This window comes from Streptomyces sp. NPDC007346 (genome assembly GCF_040703535.1).
GTDB lineage: Bacteria > Actinomycetota > Actinomycetes > Streptomycetales > Streptomycetaceae > Streptomyces.
The window spans coordinates 1-13,469 of record NZ_JBEYKR010000174.1 but is presented as its reverse complement, the minus strand read 5'-3'; the positions used below and the strand labels follow the sequence as shown (position 1 = coordinate 13,469).

Below are 13,469 nucleotides of genomic sequence, written 5' to 3'. Positions count from 1 at the left end.
GTGCCCTCATTTTGTGCCAGCACCCCAAAAGGGAGCTACACGCTAAACGGGTCTGCTCCATCCGGGCAGGCAGCATTTCCCTCACCCAAGGGGAATGGTGTCCGACTTCCCCGGGGCCGAGAAGTGCAACTTCGGCCAGGAGGTCACGTTCAGCCACGACGGCCGCGACTTCCTGGAGTACGTCTCCCACACCTGGGTCCTGGACGCCGACGGCAACCAGGTCCGCCCGCTGGAGTCGGAGTCCGGCTACTGGCGCGTCGACAAGGACCGCAAGGTCGAGGTCGTCATGGTCCGCGACCAGGGCATCGTCGAGGTCTGGTACGGCGAGCTCGCGGACCGGAAGCCGCAGATCGACCTGGTCACCGACGCGGTGGCCCGCACCGCGGCCTCCGGCCCGTACAGCGGGGGCAAGCGCCTCTACGGGTACGTGAAGAGCGACCTGATGTGGGTCGGCGAGAAGGCGACCCCCGAGGTCGAGCTGCGCCCCTACATGTCGGCGCACCTGAAGAAGGTCGTCACCCCGGAAGAGGTCGCCGAGATGGCGAGGAACCTCGAGGACATGCCGGACGACGGCATCGCGTTCTTCAAGTAGCCGGACCGATCGGCCACAGGTTCACGGCCGGTGCTCACCCCGTTCCCGCCGCGTGCCGTTCGAACTGCGGCAGGCGGCGGTTTGACGGCACGCCCTACACTGGGCCTGTGGTGAGCACCGACTGGAAGACCGATCTTCGGCAGCGCGGCTACCGGCTGACGCCCCAGCGCCAGCTCGTCCTGGAGGCCGTCGACGCCCTGGAGCACGCGACGCCGGACGACATCCTGTGCGAGGTCCGCAGGACCGCGTCCGGGGTGAACATCTCCACGGTGTACCGGACCCTGGAGCTCCTGGAGGAGCTCGGGCTGGTCAGCCACGCCCACCTGGGGCACGGCGCCCCGACGTACCACCTGGCCGACCGGCACCACCACATCCACCTGGTCTGCCGGGACTGCGAGGACGTCATAGAGGTGGACCTCTCCGTGGTCGCCGACTTCACCGAGAAACTGCGCGCCGACTTCGGCTTCGAGACCGATATGAAGCACTTCGCGATCTTCGGCCGGTGCGAGGCGTGCACAGCCGCCAAGAAGGCTGAAGACGGCCGTACGAACACAGCAGCGGCCAAGTCGTAGGCTGGGCGCATGAAGAGCCCCCTGCTGTCCCTGCCCGGCGCCGTCGCCGCCGAGGGCCGCGACGAAGGTGTCGCCGCGCACTACGGCGACCTGTTCCGCGAGCAACGCGCCCTCGCCGACGGCAACGGCCTCGTCGACCTCTCCCACCGCGGTGTCGTCGCCGTCAGCGGCGACGACCGGCTGAGCTGGCTGCACCTGCTGCTCACCCAGCACGTCAGCGACCTCGCCCCCGGCCAGGCCACCGAGGCCCTGGTCCTTACCGCCAACGGGCACATCGAGCACGCCATGTATCTCGTCGACGACGGGACGACGGTGTGGATGCACGTCGAACCGGACACCCAGGGCGATCTCATCGCCTACCTGGAGTCGATGAAGTTCTTCTACCGGGTCGAGGTCGCCGACCGCACCGAGGACACCGCCGTCGTGCACCTCCCGGCCGGTTCCATCGCCGAGGTCCCGGACGGTGTGGCCGTACGGGAGACCGCGCAGGGCCGGGACCTGTTCCTGCCGCGCGCCGACCTGGAGGCGTACGCCGCCGCCAACGGCCCGGCCGTCGGGATCCTGGCGTACGAGGCGCTGCGCGTCGAGGCGCACCGGCCGCGCGTCGGCTTCGAGACCGACCACCGCACCATCCCGCACGAGCTGGGCTGGATCGGCACCGCCGTCCACCTCCAGAAGGGGTGCTACCGGGGGCAGGAGACCGTCGCCCGCGTCCACAACCTGGGGAAGCCGCCGCGCCGGCTGGTCTTCCTGCACCTGGACGGCAGCGAGGTGCACCTGCCCGGCCACGGGACGCCGGTACGGCTGGCCGCCGACGGCGAGGAGGGCCGTCAGCTCGGCTTCATCACCACCTCGGCCCGCCACCACGAGCTGGGCCCGATCGCGCTGGCGCTGGTCAAGCGGAACGTGGCGGTGGACGCGGAGCTGATCGCCGGGGACACGGCGGCGGCGCAGGAGACGGTCGTCGAGCCGTAGGCCCCGCGCCACCCGCGTACGGCTACACCTCGATGATCAACGTGAACGGGCCGTGGTTCGTGAGCGAGACCCGCATCTGTGCTCCGAACCGGCCCGTCGCCACCTGCGCGCCCAGCGCCCGCAGCTGGGCCACCACCTCGTCCACCAGCGGCTCGGCGACCTCGCCGGGAGCCGCCGCGTTCCACGTGGGGCGGCGGCCCTTGCGGGCGTCCCCGTAGAGAGTGAACTGCGAAATCACCAGGAGGGGGGCATTCACATCCGAACAGGACTTCTCGCCCTCCAGGATGCGGACGGACCAGAGCTTGCGGGCCAGCTGGGCCGCCTTCTCCGGGGTGTCCCCATGGGTGACTCCGACCAGTACACACAGGCCTTCGCCGATGATCTCGCCGACCACTCCGGTCGCCGACGGGTCGTCGTCCGTCCCGGCCGCCGAGACGCTCGCGCCGTCCACTCTCTGTACCACTGCACGCATACAGACCAACCTATCTTGGGCTGAACGGGTACAGAGTGTCTGCGGGGGCACCTCGCAGGGTGGCACGATGCACGATGGCGGTGTGCCGACGCACCGGTCGAGGGGACGGAACAGCATGAGTACCTATGGAGCCGGACAATCTCCCGGGCTCGTACCGGGCGCGCTCACCAGCACCAGCACCAGAGCCGGTGGCAGCGCCGGCCTCACCACCCTGCGCTCACCCGTACGGCCCATCGTGACCGGGCTCGCGTCCGTGCCGGAGCAGGGCAGCGGGGAAGCCGGGTTCGGCGGGGAAGCCGGGTTCGGCGGGGACGCGGGATTCGGCGGGGACGCAGGGTTCGGCGGGCTGCGGCTGCCGGAGTTGCGGACGCTGCGCCGGGACGCGCAGCGGGACGAGGCCGACCTCAGCTACGTACGCCGGCTGGTCCAGGGCCGGATCGACATCCTCCGCGCCGAACTGGCCCGCAGGCGGGACCCGCAGGCGCCCGTGCCCAGGACCCCGGTGGTGGACCGGCTCTCGGAGATCCTGGCCGACGCCCCTTCCCGGCACCGCACCTCCGCCCGGCACGTCACGCTGACGACGCCGCGCGGTGACGAGTTCCGGCAGCTCGCCGCCGAGAACCTCGCGGAGGTCGAGCTCTCGGACCTGGCCGCGCGGACGGACGAGGAGCTGCACGACGCGATGGGCCGGCTGGTCCGTTACGAGCAGCAGGTCTCCCGGCGCCGCCACGAACTCCAGCGCACGACCGACGATTGCAGCGCGGAGATCGCCCGCAGGTACCGTGACGGGGAAGCCCAAGTGGACGACCTGCTCGCCTGAAGCGACCCTTCCGGGCGGCGGGTCCCGCACCCCGTCCGTCCGACCTTCCGGGCGGCGGGTCCCCGCACACCTGACCGTACCGACCGTACCGACCGTCTCCGGAAGGCCACCATGACGTCGACCGACGCCCCTGCCGCGATAGCCCCCGCCCCGCCCGTGCTGGCCGAGGTCGTACGGTCCGGGTTCACCGAGGGCCACCACCGTGGCTCGCTGGTCCTGCTCGCCGCCGACGGGAGTGTGGAGCGGACGCTCGGCGACCCCGCCGCCCCGGTCTTCCCCCGCTCCTCCAACAAGCCGATGCAGGCCGCCGCGATCCTCCGGGCCGGCCTGGAGCTGTCCGGGGAGCGGCTGGCGCTGGCGGCGGCCAGCCACTCCGGCGAACCCTTCCACCTGGAACTCGTGGCGAAGATGCTCGCCGAGCACGGGCTGCGCGCCGACGACCTCCAGACCCCGCCCGACCTGCCGCTGGACCCGGTCGCCGCCGAGGCCTACCTCGCCGCCGGGAACGTACGCGAGCGGATCACCATGAACTGCTCCGGCAAGCACGCCGCCATGCTCGCCGTCTGCGTCCGCAACGGCTGGGACACCGCGACCTACCTCGACCCCGCCCACCCGCTCCAGCTCCTCGTCGGGCAGACCGTGGCCGAGGCGGCGGGCGAGCCGGTCGCCTCGCTCGGCACCGACGGCTGCGGGGCCCCGCTGATGGCGATCGGGCTGACCGGCCTGGCCCGCGCGTTCCGGTCGTTCGTGCTGGCGGAGCCCGGGAGCGCCGAGCGCCGGGTCGCGGACGCCATGCGCGCGCACCCGGAGTACGTGGCGGGCACCCGGCGCCCCGACACCTGGCTGATGAGCGAGGTCCCCGGGACGCTCTCCAAGATGGGCGCCGAGGCGGTCCAGGCGGTGGCACTGGCCGACGGCCGGGCCCTCGCCTTCAAGATCGACGACGGGGCGACCCGGGCGCTCGGCCCGGTCCTGGCCCGCGCCCTGGAGCTCCTCGGCGTGGACGCCCCGGTGGTGGCCCGGATCGGGCGCGCGCCGCTGCTCGGCGGGGCGGCGGAGGTCGGGGAAATTCGCGCGACATTCTGAGAGGCGCCTGCTTAGCGTGGGCGTATGAGTCTTGATGTCCGTACGGTGACCGCGTCCGACTACCCCGACTGGCTGCGGGCGGTGCAGAACGGTTTCCTGGTGGCCGGCTCACCGGCCGAGGACGATATCGAGGAGCGCCGGGCCGACACCGACCTCACCCGCCTCCAGGGCGCGTTCGACGCCGGGCGGTGCGTGGCGACGTTCCGTTCGTTCGCCCAGCGGCTGACCGTGGTGGGCGGGGCCACCGTCCCGGCCGACGCGGTCAGCGCGGTGACGGTGGCGCCCACCCACCGCCGCCGCGGACTGCTCAGCCGGATGATGGCCACGGACCTGGCGGCGGCCAAGGAGCGCGGCGAGGTGGCCGCCACGCTGATCGCCGCCGAGTACCCGATCTACGGACGGTTCGGCTTCGGCCCCGCCACCTGGACCACCGAGTGGGAGGTCTCCGTCCACCGCGCCGGCCTCGACCCGCGCCGGTCGGGTCAGCCGGAGGGCGGTGGCCGGATCGAGATGGTGGACGGCTCCGACGTCCGTAAGTACGGCCCCGAGCTGCACGCCCGGCTGGCGGCGCTCCGGCCCGGCGTCGTCAGCCGCGGTGAGCGCTGGTGGAAGCTGCGGACGGGCGCGGCCGTCCACCCGGCCCACGAGAAGTGGACCGAACCGTTCTACGTCATCCACCGCGACGCGGACGGCGAGGTCGACGGCCTGATGGTCTACGGCGCCGACGACAGGTGGGGCGACGCCAAGCAGCCCCTGAACACCGCGACCGTACGGGACCTGATCGCCCTCACCCCGGCGGCCGAGCGGGCGCTGTGGCACTTCCTCTGCTCGGTCGACTGGATCACCACCGTCCGCTCCGGCTACCGCGCCCCCGACGACCTGCTCCCCCTGCTGCTCCCGGACCCCCGGGCGGCCCGCACGGTCTCGCACGCGGACTGGCTGTGGCTGCGGCTGCTGGACGTGGAGCGCGCGCTGGAGGCCCGTACGTACGAGCGTGAGGCGTCGCTCGTGCTCGACGTCCGGGACGGCGGGGGAGTGGCCGAGGGGCGCTTCCTGCTGGATGCCTCACCCGACGGGGCGCGCTGCACCCCGACCACCCGGAGTGCCGATCTGGCCCTGGGGGCCGGGGAGTTGGCGGCCCTGTATCTGGGCGACGAGTCGGCGCGGCGGCTGGTGGACCTGGGGCGGGCCGAGGAGCTGCGGGCCGGTGCGGCGGGGACGGCGGACGCCGTCTTCCGTACGGGGCGGCGGCCTTGGTGCCCGGACGTCTTCTGAGCCGTCGGGCTGTGGGGGCGTCGGGCCGCCGGCCCTGGGGCTGCCGGGCCGTCCGGCCGTCCGGCCGTCCGGGCCTCCGCCCTCTCCGGGCCTCCGCCCCCGGGTCAGCGCGTACGGGTCAGCGCGTACGGAGGCGGAACAGCACCCCCGACGCGCCGATCGCCACCGCCAGCATCCCGCCGGCCCAGGCGAGCGCGACCCAGGGCGAGTTGCCCACCGGCTGGCCCAGCAGGAGCCCGCGCAGGGACTCGATGGCCGGGGTGATCGGCTGGTGCTGGGCGAAGCCGTGCAGCCAGCCGGGCATCGAGTCGATCGGGACGAACGCGCTGCTCGGGTAGGGCAGGAACGACATGAAGAACGTGAACCCGCTGGCCGCCTCCGGGGAGCGGGCCAGTAGGCCGATCGCCGCCGAGATCCAGGACAGCGCCGCGATGTAGGCGACCAGCACGGCGATCACCAGGAGCCAGCCGCTCCAGGAGGCCGCCGGGCGGAACCCGATCAGCAGGGCGACGCCGAAGACCAGGACGGTGGCGCAGAGGTTGCGGACGGTGCTCGCCGCCACATGACCGGCGAGGACCGGCGTACCGCCCACGTCGAGCGAGCGGAAGCGGTCGATGATGCCGCCCTTCATGTCCTCGCTGACGGCGGTGGCGGTGGTCGCGGCGCCGAACCCGGCGCACAGGATGATGACGCCGGGGACGACGTACATGACGTACGAGTCGTAGGCCGCCCCGGTGTTGATCGCGCCGCCGAAGAAGTAGACGAAGATCAGCATCAGCATGATCGGCAGGGCCAGCGACATGATCAGGGCGTCGGTGTTGCGGCGGCTGATGCGCAGGCTGCGGCCGGCCATGACGGCCGCGTGGGTGAGGGGGCCGGGGGCGCTGGGGGCGCCGAGGGCCTTTCCCGGACGGATCGCGGTGTCAGACATGGGCGGGTGCCTCCGAGGTGAGGGCCAGGAAGACGTCGTCGAGCGTCGCGGTGTGCAGGGCGAAGCGGTCGACGTCGCCGCCCGCCGGGTCGATCTCGTCGAGCAGGGCCCGTACGTGGGCGGCGCTGCCGTCCGTGGGGAGCCCGAGGGTCAGCGTCTCGGGGGAGTGGTGGACCGCGCGCGCGGCGAGCCGGAGGTAGGCCTCGCGGCTGGTGAGGACCAGGTCGAGGCGGTCTCCGGCGACCTTGCCCTTGAGGTCGGCGGCGGTGCCCTCGGCGGCGATGCGGCCCTTGTTCAGCAGGGCGATCCGGTCGGCGAGGCGGTCGGCCTCCTCCAGGTACTGCGTGGTCAGCAGGATGCTCGCCCCGCGCTCGGCCAGCCCCCGGACCACCTCCCACAGCTCCTGGCGGCTGCGCAGGTCCAGCCCGGTCGTCGGCTCGTCCAGGAAGAAGACGCCCGGCTCCGGTGAGCCGACCAGCCCGGCGGCCAGGTCGAGTCGGCGGCGCATGCCCCCGGAGTACGTACGGGCGGGCCGCCGGGCCGCGCCGGTGAGCCCGAACCGCTCCAGCAGCTCCTCGGCCCGGCGCCGGGCGGCGGTGCGGGACAGGCCGGTGAGGCGGGCCATCATCCGCAGGTTCTCCTCGCCGGTCTGGGTCTCGTCGACGGCGGCGAACTGGCCGGTGAGGCTGATCGCCCGGCGCACCGCTTTCCGGTCGGCGACGACGTCGTACCCCGCGACGCGCGCGGTGCCCGCGTCGGCGGTGGTGAGCGTGGCGAGGATCCGTACGGCGGTGGTCTTGCCCGCCCCGTTCGGGCCGAGCAGGGCGAAGACGCTGCCGTGCCCGACGCGGAGGTCGACGCCGTCGAGGACCCGTACGGCGGGCTTTCCGCGCTTTCCGTAGGACTTGGTGAGGCCGCGCGCCTCGATGGCGTACGGCGGCGCCTGGGCGGTGGCGGGTGTGGTGGGTGTGGTGTCTGGGGTGGCGCTGGTGGCCGTGGTGGCGGCCGGGGTGTCTGGGGTGGCGCTGGTGGCCTTGGTGGCTTTGATCGGGCTGGTCATGGGCTGCCCGCCTCCTTCTGCGTATGGCATACGCGTTATTGCGTAAGCATTACGCATCCTTAGGATGGGGTCAAGGCGCACGGGGTGCACGCGGTGCACGGAGCGTGGGCGAGACGTGGGCAAGGGGATGCGGTGGCGGAGAAGAACACGGCGGGCAGCGGCGACCTGCCGGCCTCCATCGAGGCCGCCTGGGGGCTGCGGGAGCGGCCGGCCAAGGGCCCCAAGCCGGGCCTGAGCCTGGAGCGGATCGTGGCGGCGGCGGTGGCCGTGGCGGCCTCCGAGGGGCTGGCCGCCGTGTCGATGGGCCGGGTGGCGCAGGAGGTCGGCGCCTCCACGATGTCGCTCTACCGGTACGTCTCCGCCAAGGACGAGCTGTACGTCCTGATGCAGGAGGCGGCCATCGGCCCGCCGGCCCCGCTGGCCGCCCTGGAGACCGGGGCGGGCTGGCGCGAGGCGCTCACCGAGTGGGCGGCCGGGCAGCGTGCGCGGTTCCTCGCCAACCTCTGGGTGCTCCGCATCCCGATCGGCGGCCCGCCCGCCACCCCGAACTCGCTCGCCTGGTGGGAGCAGGGGCTCCAGGCGCTGGAGGGCAGTGGGCTCGGTGAGGGCGACAAGATCTCGGTGATCCTGCTGGTCTCCAACTTCGTGCGCAGCGAGGCCCTGTTGATGGGCGACCTCTCCGCCGCCGTCGCCACGCGTGGCATCTCCTCCGAGGAGCTGGCCGCGGGCCACGAACGCACTCTGCGACGGCTGGTCGACCCCGTGCGCCACCCCGCGATCCACCGGCTGCTGGGCTCCGGCGTGATGAGCGGACCGGACGACCCCGACCACGAGTTCACCTTCGGCCTGGCGACCCTGCTGGACGGGGTCGAGGCGCTGATCCGGAGGACGGCCGGGGACGGCTGACCGGCCGCGCTGTCGTGCTCGCGACATCAACTCCCGCCGAGGTCAAGGGCGTACGCTTCATGGTCATGAGTGGAGCGAAGGCCGGCGGCGGGAACGGAAACGGAAGCGTCGTCGGGGCGGTGGGGCCGGGGTCGGGGTCGGTACCAGGGCCGGCGCGGGAGCTGGGGCAAGGGCAGGCGGGGGTGTCGGCTGCGGAGCCGGGGCGTGAGTCGGGGCCGGCGCGGGGGCCGGAGCAGGGACGGGGGCGGGCGGTATCGGCTGTGGAGCCGGCCCGGGTCAGTCTGCGGGAGCGGAAGAAGCAGCTGACGTATCAGGCGATCTCCGACGCGGCCATCGCGATGTTCCTGGAGCGTGGCTTCGGCAAGGTCTCCGTGGCGGAGGTGGCGGCCGCGGCGGACATCTCCAAGCCGACGCTGTTCCGGTACTTCCCCGCCAAGGAGGACCTGGCCCTGCACCGGTTCGCCGCCCACGAGGACGAGGCGGCCCGGGTGGTCGGCGGACGGGGACCCGACGTGAGCCCGCTGGACGCGCTGCGCGGCCACTTCCTGGCCGGTCTGGACCGCCGTGACCCGGTGACCGGTCTCTGCGACACGCCCCGAGTCCTGGCGTTCCACCGCCTGTTGTACGGGACCCCGTCGCTGGTGGCCCGCCTGTACGCCTACCAGGGCCGCTCCGAGGCCGCCCTCGCCCGGGCCCTGGGCGGCGGGGTGACCGCGCGGCTGGCGGCCGGGCAGGTCATCGCCGTCCTGCGCGTCCTGGCCGAGGAGAACTGGCGCCGGATCGACGCGGGGGAGAGCGCGGACGGGGCGTACGCGGGTGCGGTGCAGGCGGCCGAGGAGGCGTTCGTACAGCTGCGGAGGGGGCTGGAGCCGGAGGGGCGCGGCTGAGGGGCGCCTGAGGCACGGGGGTTCCGGGCCCGGTCGCTTCGTGGTCCGGCGTGTCCGGCGGGCCGGCCCGGGATTCTCCGCGGGCGTCGCCGGATCGCCCTGGCCAGGGCGATCAGCGCCCGGAGCAGGGCCCCGCGGTCGCTCGCGGCCAGCGGTGCCGGGGCCTCCTCGTGGACCCGGTCGACGCTCGCCGGACTCCGTTCGGCGAGCCCGGCCCCCTTCTCGGTGACCAAGATGATCCGGGCCCGCCGGTCCCGGCTGGAGGGACGGCGGGCCCGCGAGCCCGGCGCTCTCCAGGGCGCCCACCGTCGCCACCGTCGTGGTCTTGTCCATGTCGCCGGTCTCGGTGAGCTGGATCTGGGTGCGCTCCTCCTCCAGGGCGTGGCCCCGTACGCAGTGCGCCCGGGTGGCCAGGCCGGTCTCGCCGCGTGCTGCCGACATCCGGGTGCGCAGGACGTGGCCGGTGCGGTCCGGGAGGAAGGGCAGGCCGGGTGCGGGCCGGGCGGGGATCGTCCGGAAAGGGGACTGATCTCCCTCCCTGGGCGGGCGGGATTCGACTCCGCCTCCCTGGACGTCCGGCTTCGACGGGAGCCCGTGAACTGCGGCCGGGTACACCCGTCTCCGTAAGCGCAGGTGACCGCGCAGTAACGTTCCGTTCGTTTTGTGATCTTCATCTCATTGTGCGCCGAGGTGGGAATACAGTAGCCGTCGGGCGAGCGCCGCGTCCGGAGTCGATCTTCGTGACGCCGAATCCGCCCCACTTGCGCGCCCGGAGGTCCGGACCGGCCGTCCGGCCCGAGTGGCGTGTACCAGCCACCTGCCACGCTTGCCCGGACGGCCGGACTTTCCCGCCTCGGAGCTGATGGCAGGTCAGGTTCCGCTTCCGGTCCGTGCGCTGTGCTGCGGTGTCTGCGCCGAGAACGCGCCGAGCGCTTCGACGCGAACGGAAATACTCCTGTAGTCGCCTGTTCTCTTTCGGACACTACGGTCCGGTTGCCAGTGGTCCCCCGGTGGGTGTCTCATCTGTCCTCGGTCCTGGATCAGACGTGGGCCTCCGTCCTGGGAGGCGCACGACCCGATCTGCCTGCCGCAGTGCCGTTGGGGGGTGAACGCGCGCTCGTCTGCCGTCTCGACGGCGTGTTCTGTTCGGATCCAGGGCCCCCACTCGCCGGGCGGTTTGCCGCAACCACTCTCACGGATCAGCGCATCGGACCGGAGTGCCGGACCACGAACCCGCGTTCTCGGCCTGCTCCGCGTCCTCGTTCTCCGGCCCCTCGTCGTCGCCCGGCACCCCGGGCGTCCGGGGCCGTCACGCACGGACACCGAAGGAAAGGATGCGAGGAGTCAGATGCACAAGCACCCAAGACTTTCCGCCGGCCATGTCGGCCGGGACTGCGCGGCACTCTGCGGGAGTGTCTGCCGGATGTGCGTCGAGAGGCTGCGGGGTGAACTGCTCACCCTGCTCGGTCTGTACCGCGAGAGCGACCACTCCTTGACCCCGGGACCGGCCCGGATGCGGGAGCGGGTGAGCGGGACCAGATCCGCCGGCATGGTGCTCGACGAACGGACCGTGGAGATGCGTACGGAGGCCGCCGACGTGCTGGCCTCATGGGCGCAGCTGGTCGTGGAGGAGCGCGGGGCGAAGGGGCTGCCGGGCTGCGACGTCGGGTCGCTGGTGTCGTTCCTGCACGACGAGGTGGAGTGGATCGCCGGGCACCCCGCCGCCGTCGCGTTCGACGAGGAGGTGCGCCAGTTGCTCCAGCGGCTCGGCGCGCTGTTCGGCCCCGCCCCGGTGCGCGGGCTGCCGCTGGGGGCGTGCGTGGAGACCGAGTGCACGGGCACGCTCCTGGCCGTGGTGTCCGGGACCGGCGGGCCGGCCGCCACCCCCGGCCAGGTCTCGTGCGACGCCGGGCACACGCTTCCGCCGCGCCAGTGGCTGATGGTCGCGGGCCAGCTGGCGAGGTGGTCGGAGTGACGACACCGAGACGCAGGACCGTGTCGACCGAGCTGGCCGCCCTGGCCATGGGGGTCAGCGAGGCCACGATCCGCAAGTGGGCCTCCCGGGGCAAGATCACCCGCTACGGAAGGAAGCAGCGGGCCGAGTACGACCTCGACGAACTGCTCGCGCTGAGGGAACGCGGACTGCCGCTGCCGACCGGTGGCCGACAGGCGGCGAGCTTATGACGCTACGGGGAGGAGCGCGGGTACCTCGCCGCGTACACCCCCCTGACCTGCTGCGATGGCATTGTCCGGGCGATCAGGGGGAGGGTGGGAGCCGCACAACATAAGGGGGTTGACGGTTCAGAACTTTGAGTGTCACACTTCTTCCGGCAGCTCCACGCCCTGATTCTCCGGTCGCCCCGCGATCGGCGGAAGGGGGCGTGACGGCGGCCCCAGCTCTCACCAGAATCCGTGTCCGGCCCCGTGCCGGACGCGGATTCTTTTTTGTCCGCAGTCGACAGAGGAAGTGTGGTCGATGTCTGTTTCTCCTTCTCCCAGTACGCCCGCGGGACAGTGGGCGGGTACGGTCACGCACGACGGCGAGGTGGACGACTACACCGTCACCTTCCAGGAGGACGGCTCGCTCGTCGTCGTCACGCAGAAGAGCACGGGCGCCGGCTCCTGGACGGTGACCGGCGACGAGACGTTCGAGTTCTTCCTGCGGGAGGACTTCAACACCGACGTCACCCAGATCAGCCCCACCGGGTTCCGGGCCGCCTACATAAAGATCGACATCGAGGCCCGGCTGGAGGGCGACGGCAAGTTCACCGGCAAGGGCAAGGCGGTCGTGCACGGCACCGACGGCACGGTGATCTACTCGACGGACGCCGAGACCGACGCCCACCGGGTGCCGTGACCGGGTCCGAGGGGCCCGGACTCGCCGGACTCGCCGGACTCGCCGAACTCGGTGCCGAAGTGGCGCGGTTGTCCGACATCGCGGCCCTGAACAACCTGATCGACCGCTATCTGGCGGGGCTGGACGAAGGGCTCGCCGAAAGCGGCCCGGACTCCGGCTCCGGCTCCGGTCCTGGCCCCGGCCCCGGCTCCGGTCCCGGCTCCGGCTTCGGTCCCGGCTCCGGCTTCGACGAGGTCTGGGCGGCGTCCCTGTTCACCGAGGACGTGGAGCTGCTCTTCCCGGTGGGCTCCCACCGGGGCCTGGCCGGGGCGGACGGCTTCCTGCGGGAGATCATGGAGCGCTGGAGCCGTACGCATCACCACGGCTCCCTCGCCTCCGTCGAGCTGGACGGCGACCGGGCCGCGGTCAGCTGGAGCCTGATCGCCTCGCACGTCCACTTCGGCTCGCCCGTGCCGCCGCAGCCCTCCGCGTACTTCCAGATCGGCGGGCGGTTCACCGGCGTCGCGCGGCGCACGGCGGACGGCTGGCGCTTCGCGCGGCTGCGGCTGCGGATCGTGTGGAGCACCGGCTCCCCGCCCGGCGGGGTGACCGAGGTCGACCCCCGGACCCTCAAGGCCGTCGACACCTCTCACTGAGGGCCGGCGAACACCAACTCCTTTACTCACCACCTTAGTTCCGAGGAGGAACTGTCATGCCCACCACACTCACGCCCGAGCAGCAGCGCGAAGTCGTCGAGAAGGTCTTCCACGAGGGCCTGGACCTCGGCGACCTCACGGCCGCCGACCGCTACCTGACGGCGGACTTCCGCAACCACGGCAGCCACGACGACTCCATGCGGGGTCCGGAGGCCTTCAAGCACACGATCCGCATCCAGCAGTCCGCGTTCAGCGAGATCAAGTACGAGATCCTCGACTTCATCTCGCAGGGCGACCGGGCCGCGTGCCAGCGACTTGTAGGTCACCGGTACCGAGATCATGGTGGTGCGGGTCTTGTAGCCAAGCGCTTCGAGCACCGCACTGGTGACTGCAGTGGTCAC

Annotated in this window: 15 protein-coding genes and 2 pseudogenes; 13 read left to right on the top strand and 4 right to left on the bottom strand. The window is 72.4% G+C overall.

The features are described from left to right. Positions 1-103: 103 nt before the first annotated feature. From AB0917_RS30310 to AB0917_RS30300, 3 genes and pseudogenes are all read left to right on the top strand, one after another. A pseudogene (locus AB0917_RS30310) lies at positions 104-592 on the top strand (FABP family protein); the annotation flags it as partial. 107 nt (positions 593-699) lie between these two features. Next, positions 700-1,164, top strand: a complete 465-nt coding sequence (locus AB0917_RS30305) for a transcriptional repressor (protein ID WP_366822875.1) — start codon at positions 700-702, stop codon at positions 1,162-1,164. A gap of 9 nt (positions 1,165-1,173) precedes the next feature. Further along, on the top strand, positions 1,174-2,139 hold the full coding sequence (locus tag AB0917_RS30300) for a folate-binding protein (protein WP_366822874.1): 966 nt from the start codon (positions 1,174-1,176) through the stop codon (positions 2,137-2,139). Positions 2,140-2,161: 22 nt separating this feature from the next. On the opposite strand, the gene dtd is transcribed toward AB0917_RS30300, so the two are convergent. Next, entirely contained in the window at positions 2,162-2,611 is a 450-nt protein-coding gene (gene dtd / locus AB0917_RS30295; protein WP_366822873.1) for a D-aminoacyl-tRNA deacylase, read from the bottom strand. A 115-nt stretch (positions 2,612-2,726) separates the two neighbouring features. On the opposite strand from dtd, the gene AB0917_RS30290 reads away from it, so the two are divergent. The 3 genes from AB0917_RS30290 (at position 2,727) to AB0917_RS30280 (ending at position 5,792) form a co-directional block, all read left to right on the top strand. Next, on the top strand, positions 2,727-3,431 hold the full coding sequence (locus tag AB0917_RS30290) for an ABC transporter substrate-binding protein (protein WP_366822872.1): 705 nt from the start codon (positions 2,727-2,729) through the stop codon (positions 3,429-3,431). 111 nt (positions 3,432-3,542) lie between these two features. Continuing rightward, positions 3,543-4,517 (top strand): asparaginase, encoded by a 975-nt coding sequence (locus tag AB0917_RS30285; protein WP_366822870.1) that lies wholly within the window; start codon positions 3,543-3,545, stop codon positions 4,515-4,517. A gap of 24 nt (positions 4,518-4,541) precedes the next feature. Next, positions 4,542-5,792: a GNAT family N-acetyltransferase gene (locus AB0917_RS30280; protein ID WP_366822869.1), complete on the top strand. Its 1,251-nt coding sequence runs from the start codon at positions 4,542-4,544 to the stop codon at positions 5,790-5,792. 118 nt (positions 5,793-5,910) lie between these two features. Here AB0917_RS30280 and AB0917_RS30275 read toward each other — a convergent pair whose 3' ends face one another. Continuing rightward, positions 5,911-6,723 carry an ABC transporter permease gene (locus AB0917_RS30275; protein WP_366822868.1) on the bottom strand — a complete coding sequence of 271 codons (813 nt, stop codon included), beginning with the start codon at positions 6,721-6,723 and terminating at the stop codon, positions 5,911-5,913. Further along, complete coding sequence (locus tag AB0917_RS30270; protein ID WP_366822867.1) at positions 6,716-7,783, bottom strand: ATP-binding cassette domain-containing protein; 1,068 nt, start codon at positions 7,781-7,783, stop codon at positions 6,716-6,718. The genes AB0917_RS30275 and AB0917_RS30270 overlap by 8 nt, the downstream gene beginning before the upstream one ends. A gap of 132 nt (positions 7,784-7,915) precedes the next feature. On the opposite strand from AB0917_RS30270, the gene AB0917_RS30265 reads away from it, so the two are divergent. After that, the gene (locus AB0917_RS30265; protein WP_366822866.1) at positions 7,916-8,689 is read left to right on the top strand and encodes a TetR/AcrR family transcriptional regulator C-terminal domain-containing protein; all 774 of its coding nucleotides are present in this window, start codon (positions 7,916-7,918) and stop codon (positions 8,687-8,689) included. A 260-nt stretch (positions 8,690-8,949) separates the two neighbouring features. Continuing rightward, a complete protein-coding gene (locus AB0917_RS30260; protein WP_366822865.1) occupies positions 8,950-9,576 on the top strand; it encodes a TetR family transcriptional regulator in 627 nt (208 codons plus the stop codon). 45 nt (positions 9,577-9,621) lie between these two features. On the opposite strand, the pseudogene AB0917_RS30255 reads toward AB0917_RS30260, so the two are convergent. Continuing rightward, positions 9,622-10,086 (bottom strand): annotated as a pseudogene (locus AB0917_RS30255) (MarR family winged helix-turn-helix transcriptional regulator); the annotation flags it as partial. Positions 10,087-10,924: 838 nt separating this feature from the next. On the opposite strand from AB0917_RS30255, the gene AB0917_RS30250 reads away from it, so the two are divergent. From AB0917_RS30250 to AB0917_RS30230, 5 genes are all read left to right on the top strand, one after another. Then, positions 10,925-11,551 carry an OvmZ protein gene (locus AB0917_RS30250; protein WP_366822864.1) on the top strand — a complete coding sequence of 209 codons (627 nt, stop codon included), beginning with the start codon at positions 10,925-10,927 and terminating at the stop codon, positions 11,549-11,551. After that, positions 11,548-11,760: a transcriptional regulator gene (locus AB0917_RS30245; RefSeq protein WP_366822863.1), complete on the top strand. Its 213-nt coding sequence runs from the start codon at positions 11,548-11,550 to the stop codon at positions 11,758-11,760. The genes AB0917_RS30250 and AB0917_RS30245 overlap by 4 nt, the downstream gene beginning before the upstream one ends. Before the next feature lie 292 nt (positions 11,761-12,052). Next, the gene (locus tag AB0917_RS30240) at positions 12,053-12,433 is read left to right on the top strand and encodes a dehydrogenase (protein WP_366822862.1); all 381 of its coding nucleotides are present in this window, start codon (positions 12,053-12,055) and stop codon (positions 12,431-12,433) included. Beyond that, complete coding sequence (locus tag AB0917_RS30235) at positions 12,430-13,068, top strand: nuclear transport factor 2 family protein (RefSeq protein WP_366822861.1); 639 nt, start codon at positions 12,430-12,432, stop codon at positions 13,066-13,068. The genes AB0917_RS30240 and AB0917_RS30235 overlap by 4 nt, the downstream gene beginning before the upstream one ends. A 56-nt stretch (positions 13,069-13,124) precedes the next feature. Continuing rightward, positions 13,125-13,469: nuclear transport factor 2 family protein (locus tag AB0917_RS30230; protein ID WP_366822860.1), on the top strand; the 345-nt coding region annotated here is incomplete at its 3' end.

What these genes read in the sequence shown, in the direction of transcription:
- dtd (WP_366822873.1), bottom strand. Translation starts at nt 2,611, where the DNA reads ATGCGTGCAGTGGTACAGAGAGTGGACGGCGCGAGCGTCTCGGCGGCC.
- AB0917_RS30300 (WP_366822874.1), top strand. Translation starts at nt 1,174, where the DNA reads ATGAAGAGCCCCCTGCTGTCCCTGCCCGGCGCCGTCGCCGCCGAGGGC.
- AB0917_RS30240 (WP_366822862.1), top strand. Translation starts at nt 12,053, where the DNA reads ATGTCTGTTTCTCCTTCTCCCAGTACGCCCGCGGGACAGTGGGCGGGT.
- AB0917_RS30270 (WP_366822867.1), bottom strand. Translation starts at nt 7,783, where the DNA reads ATGACCAGCCCGATCAAAGCCACCAAGGCCACCAGCGCCACCCCAGAC.
- AB0917_RS30285 (WP_366822870.1), top strand. Translation starts at nt 3,543, where the DNA reads ATGACGTCGACCGACGCCCCTGCCGCGATAGCCCCCGCCCCGCCCGTG.
- AB0917_RS30250 (WP_366822864.1), top strand. Translation starts at nt 10,925, where the DNA reads ATGCACAAGCACCCAAGACTTTCCGCCGGCCATGTCGGCCGGGACTGC.
- AB0917_RS30290 (WP_366822872.1), top strand. Translation starts at nt 2,727, where the DNA reads ATGAGTACCTATGGAGCCGGACAATCTCCCGGGCTCGTACCGGGCGCG.
- AB0917_RS30280 (WP_366822869.1), top strand. Translation starts at nt 4,542, where the DNA reads ATGAGTCTTGATGTCCGTACGGTGACCGCGTCCGACTACCCCGACTGG.
- AB0917_RS30275 (WP_366822868.1), bottom strand. Translation starts at nt 6,723, where the DNA reads ATGTCTGACACCGCGATCCGTCCGGGAAAGGCCCTCGGCGCCCCCAGC.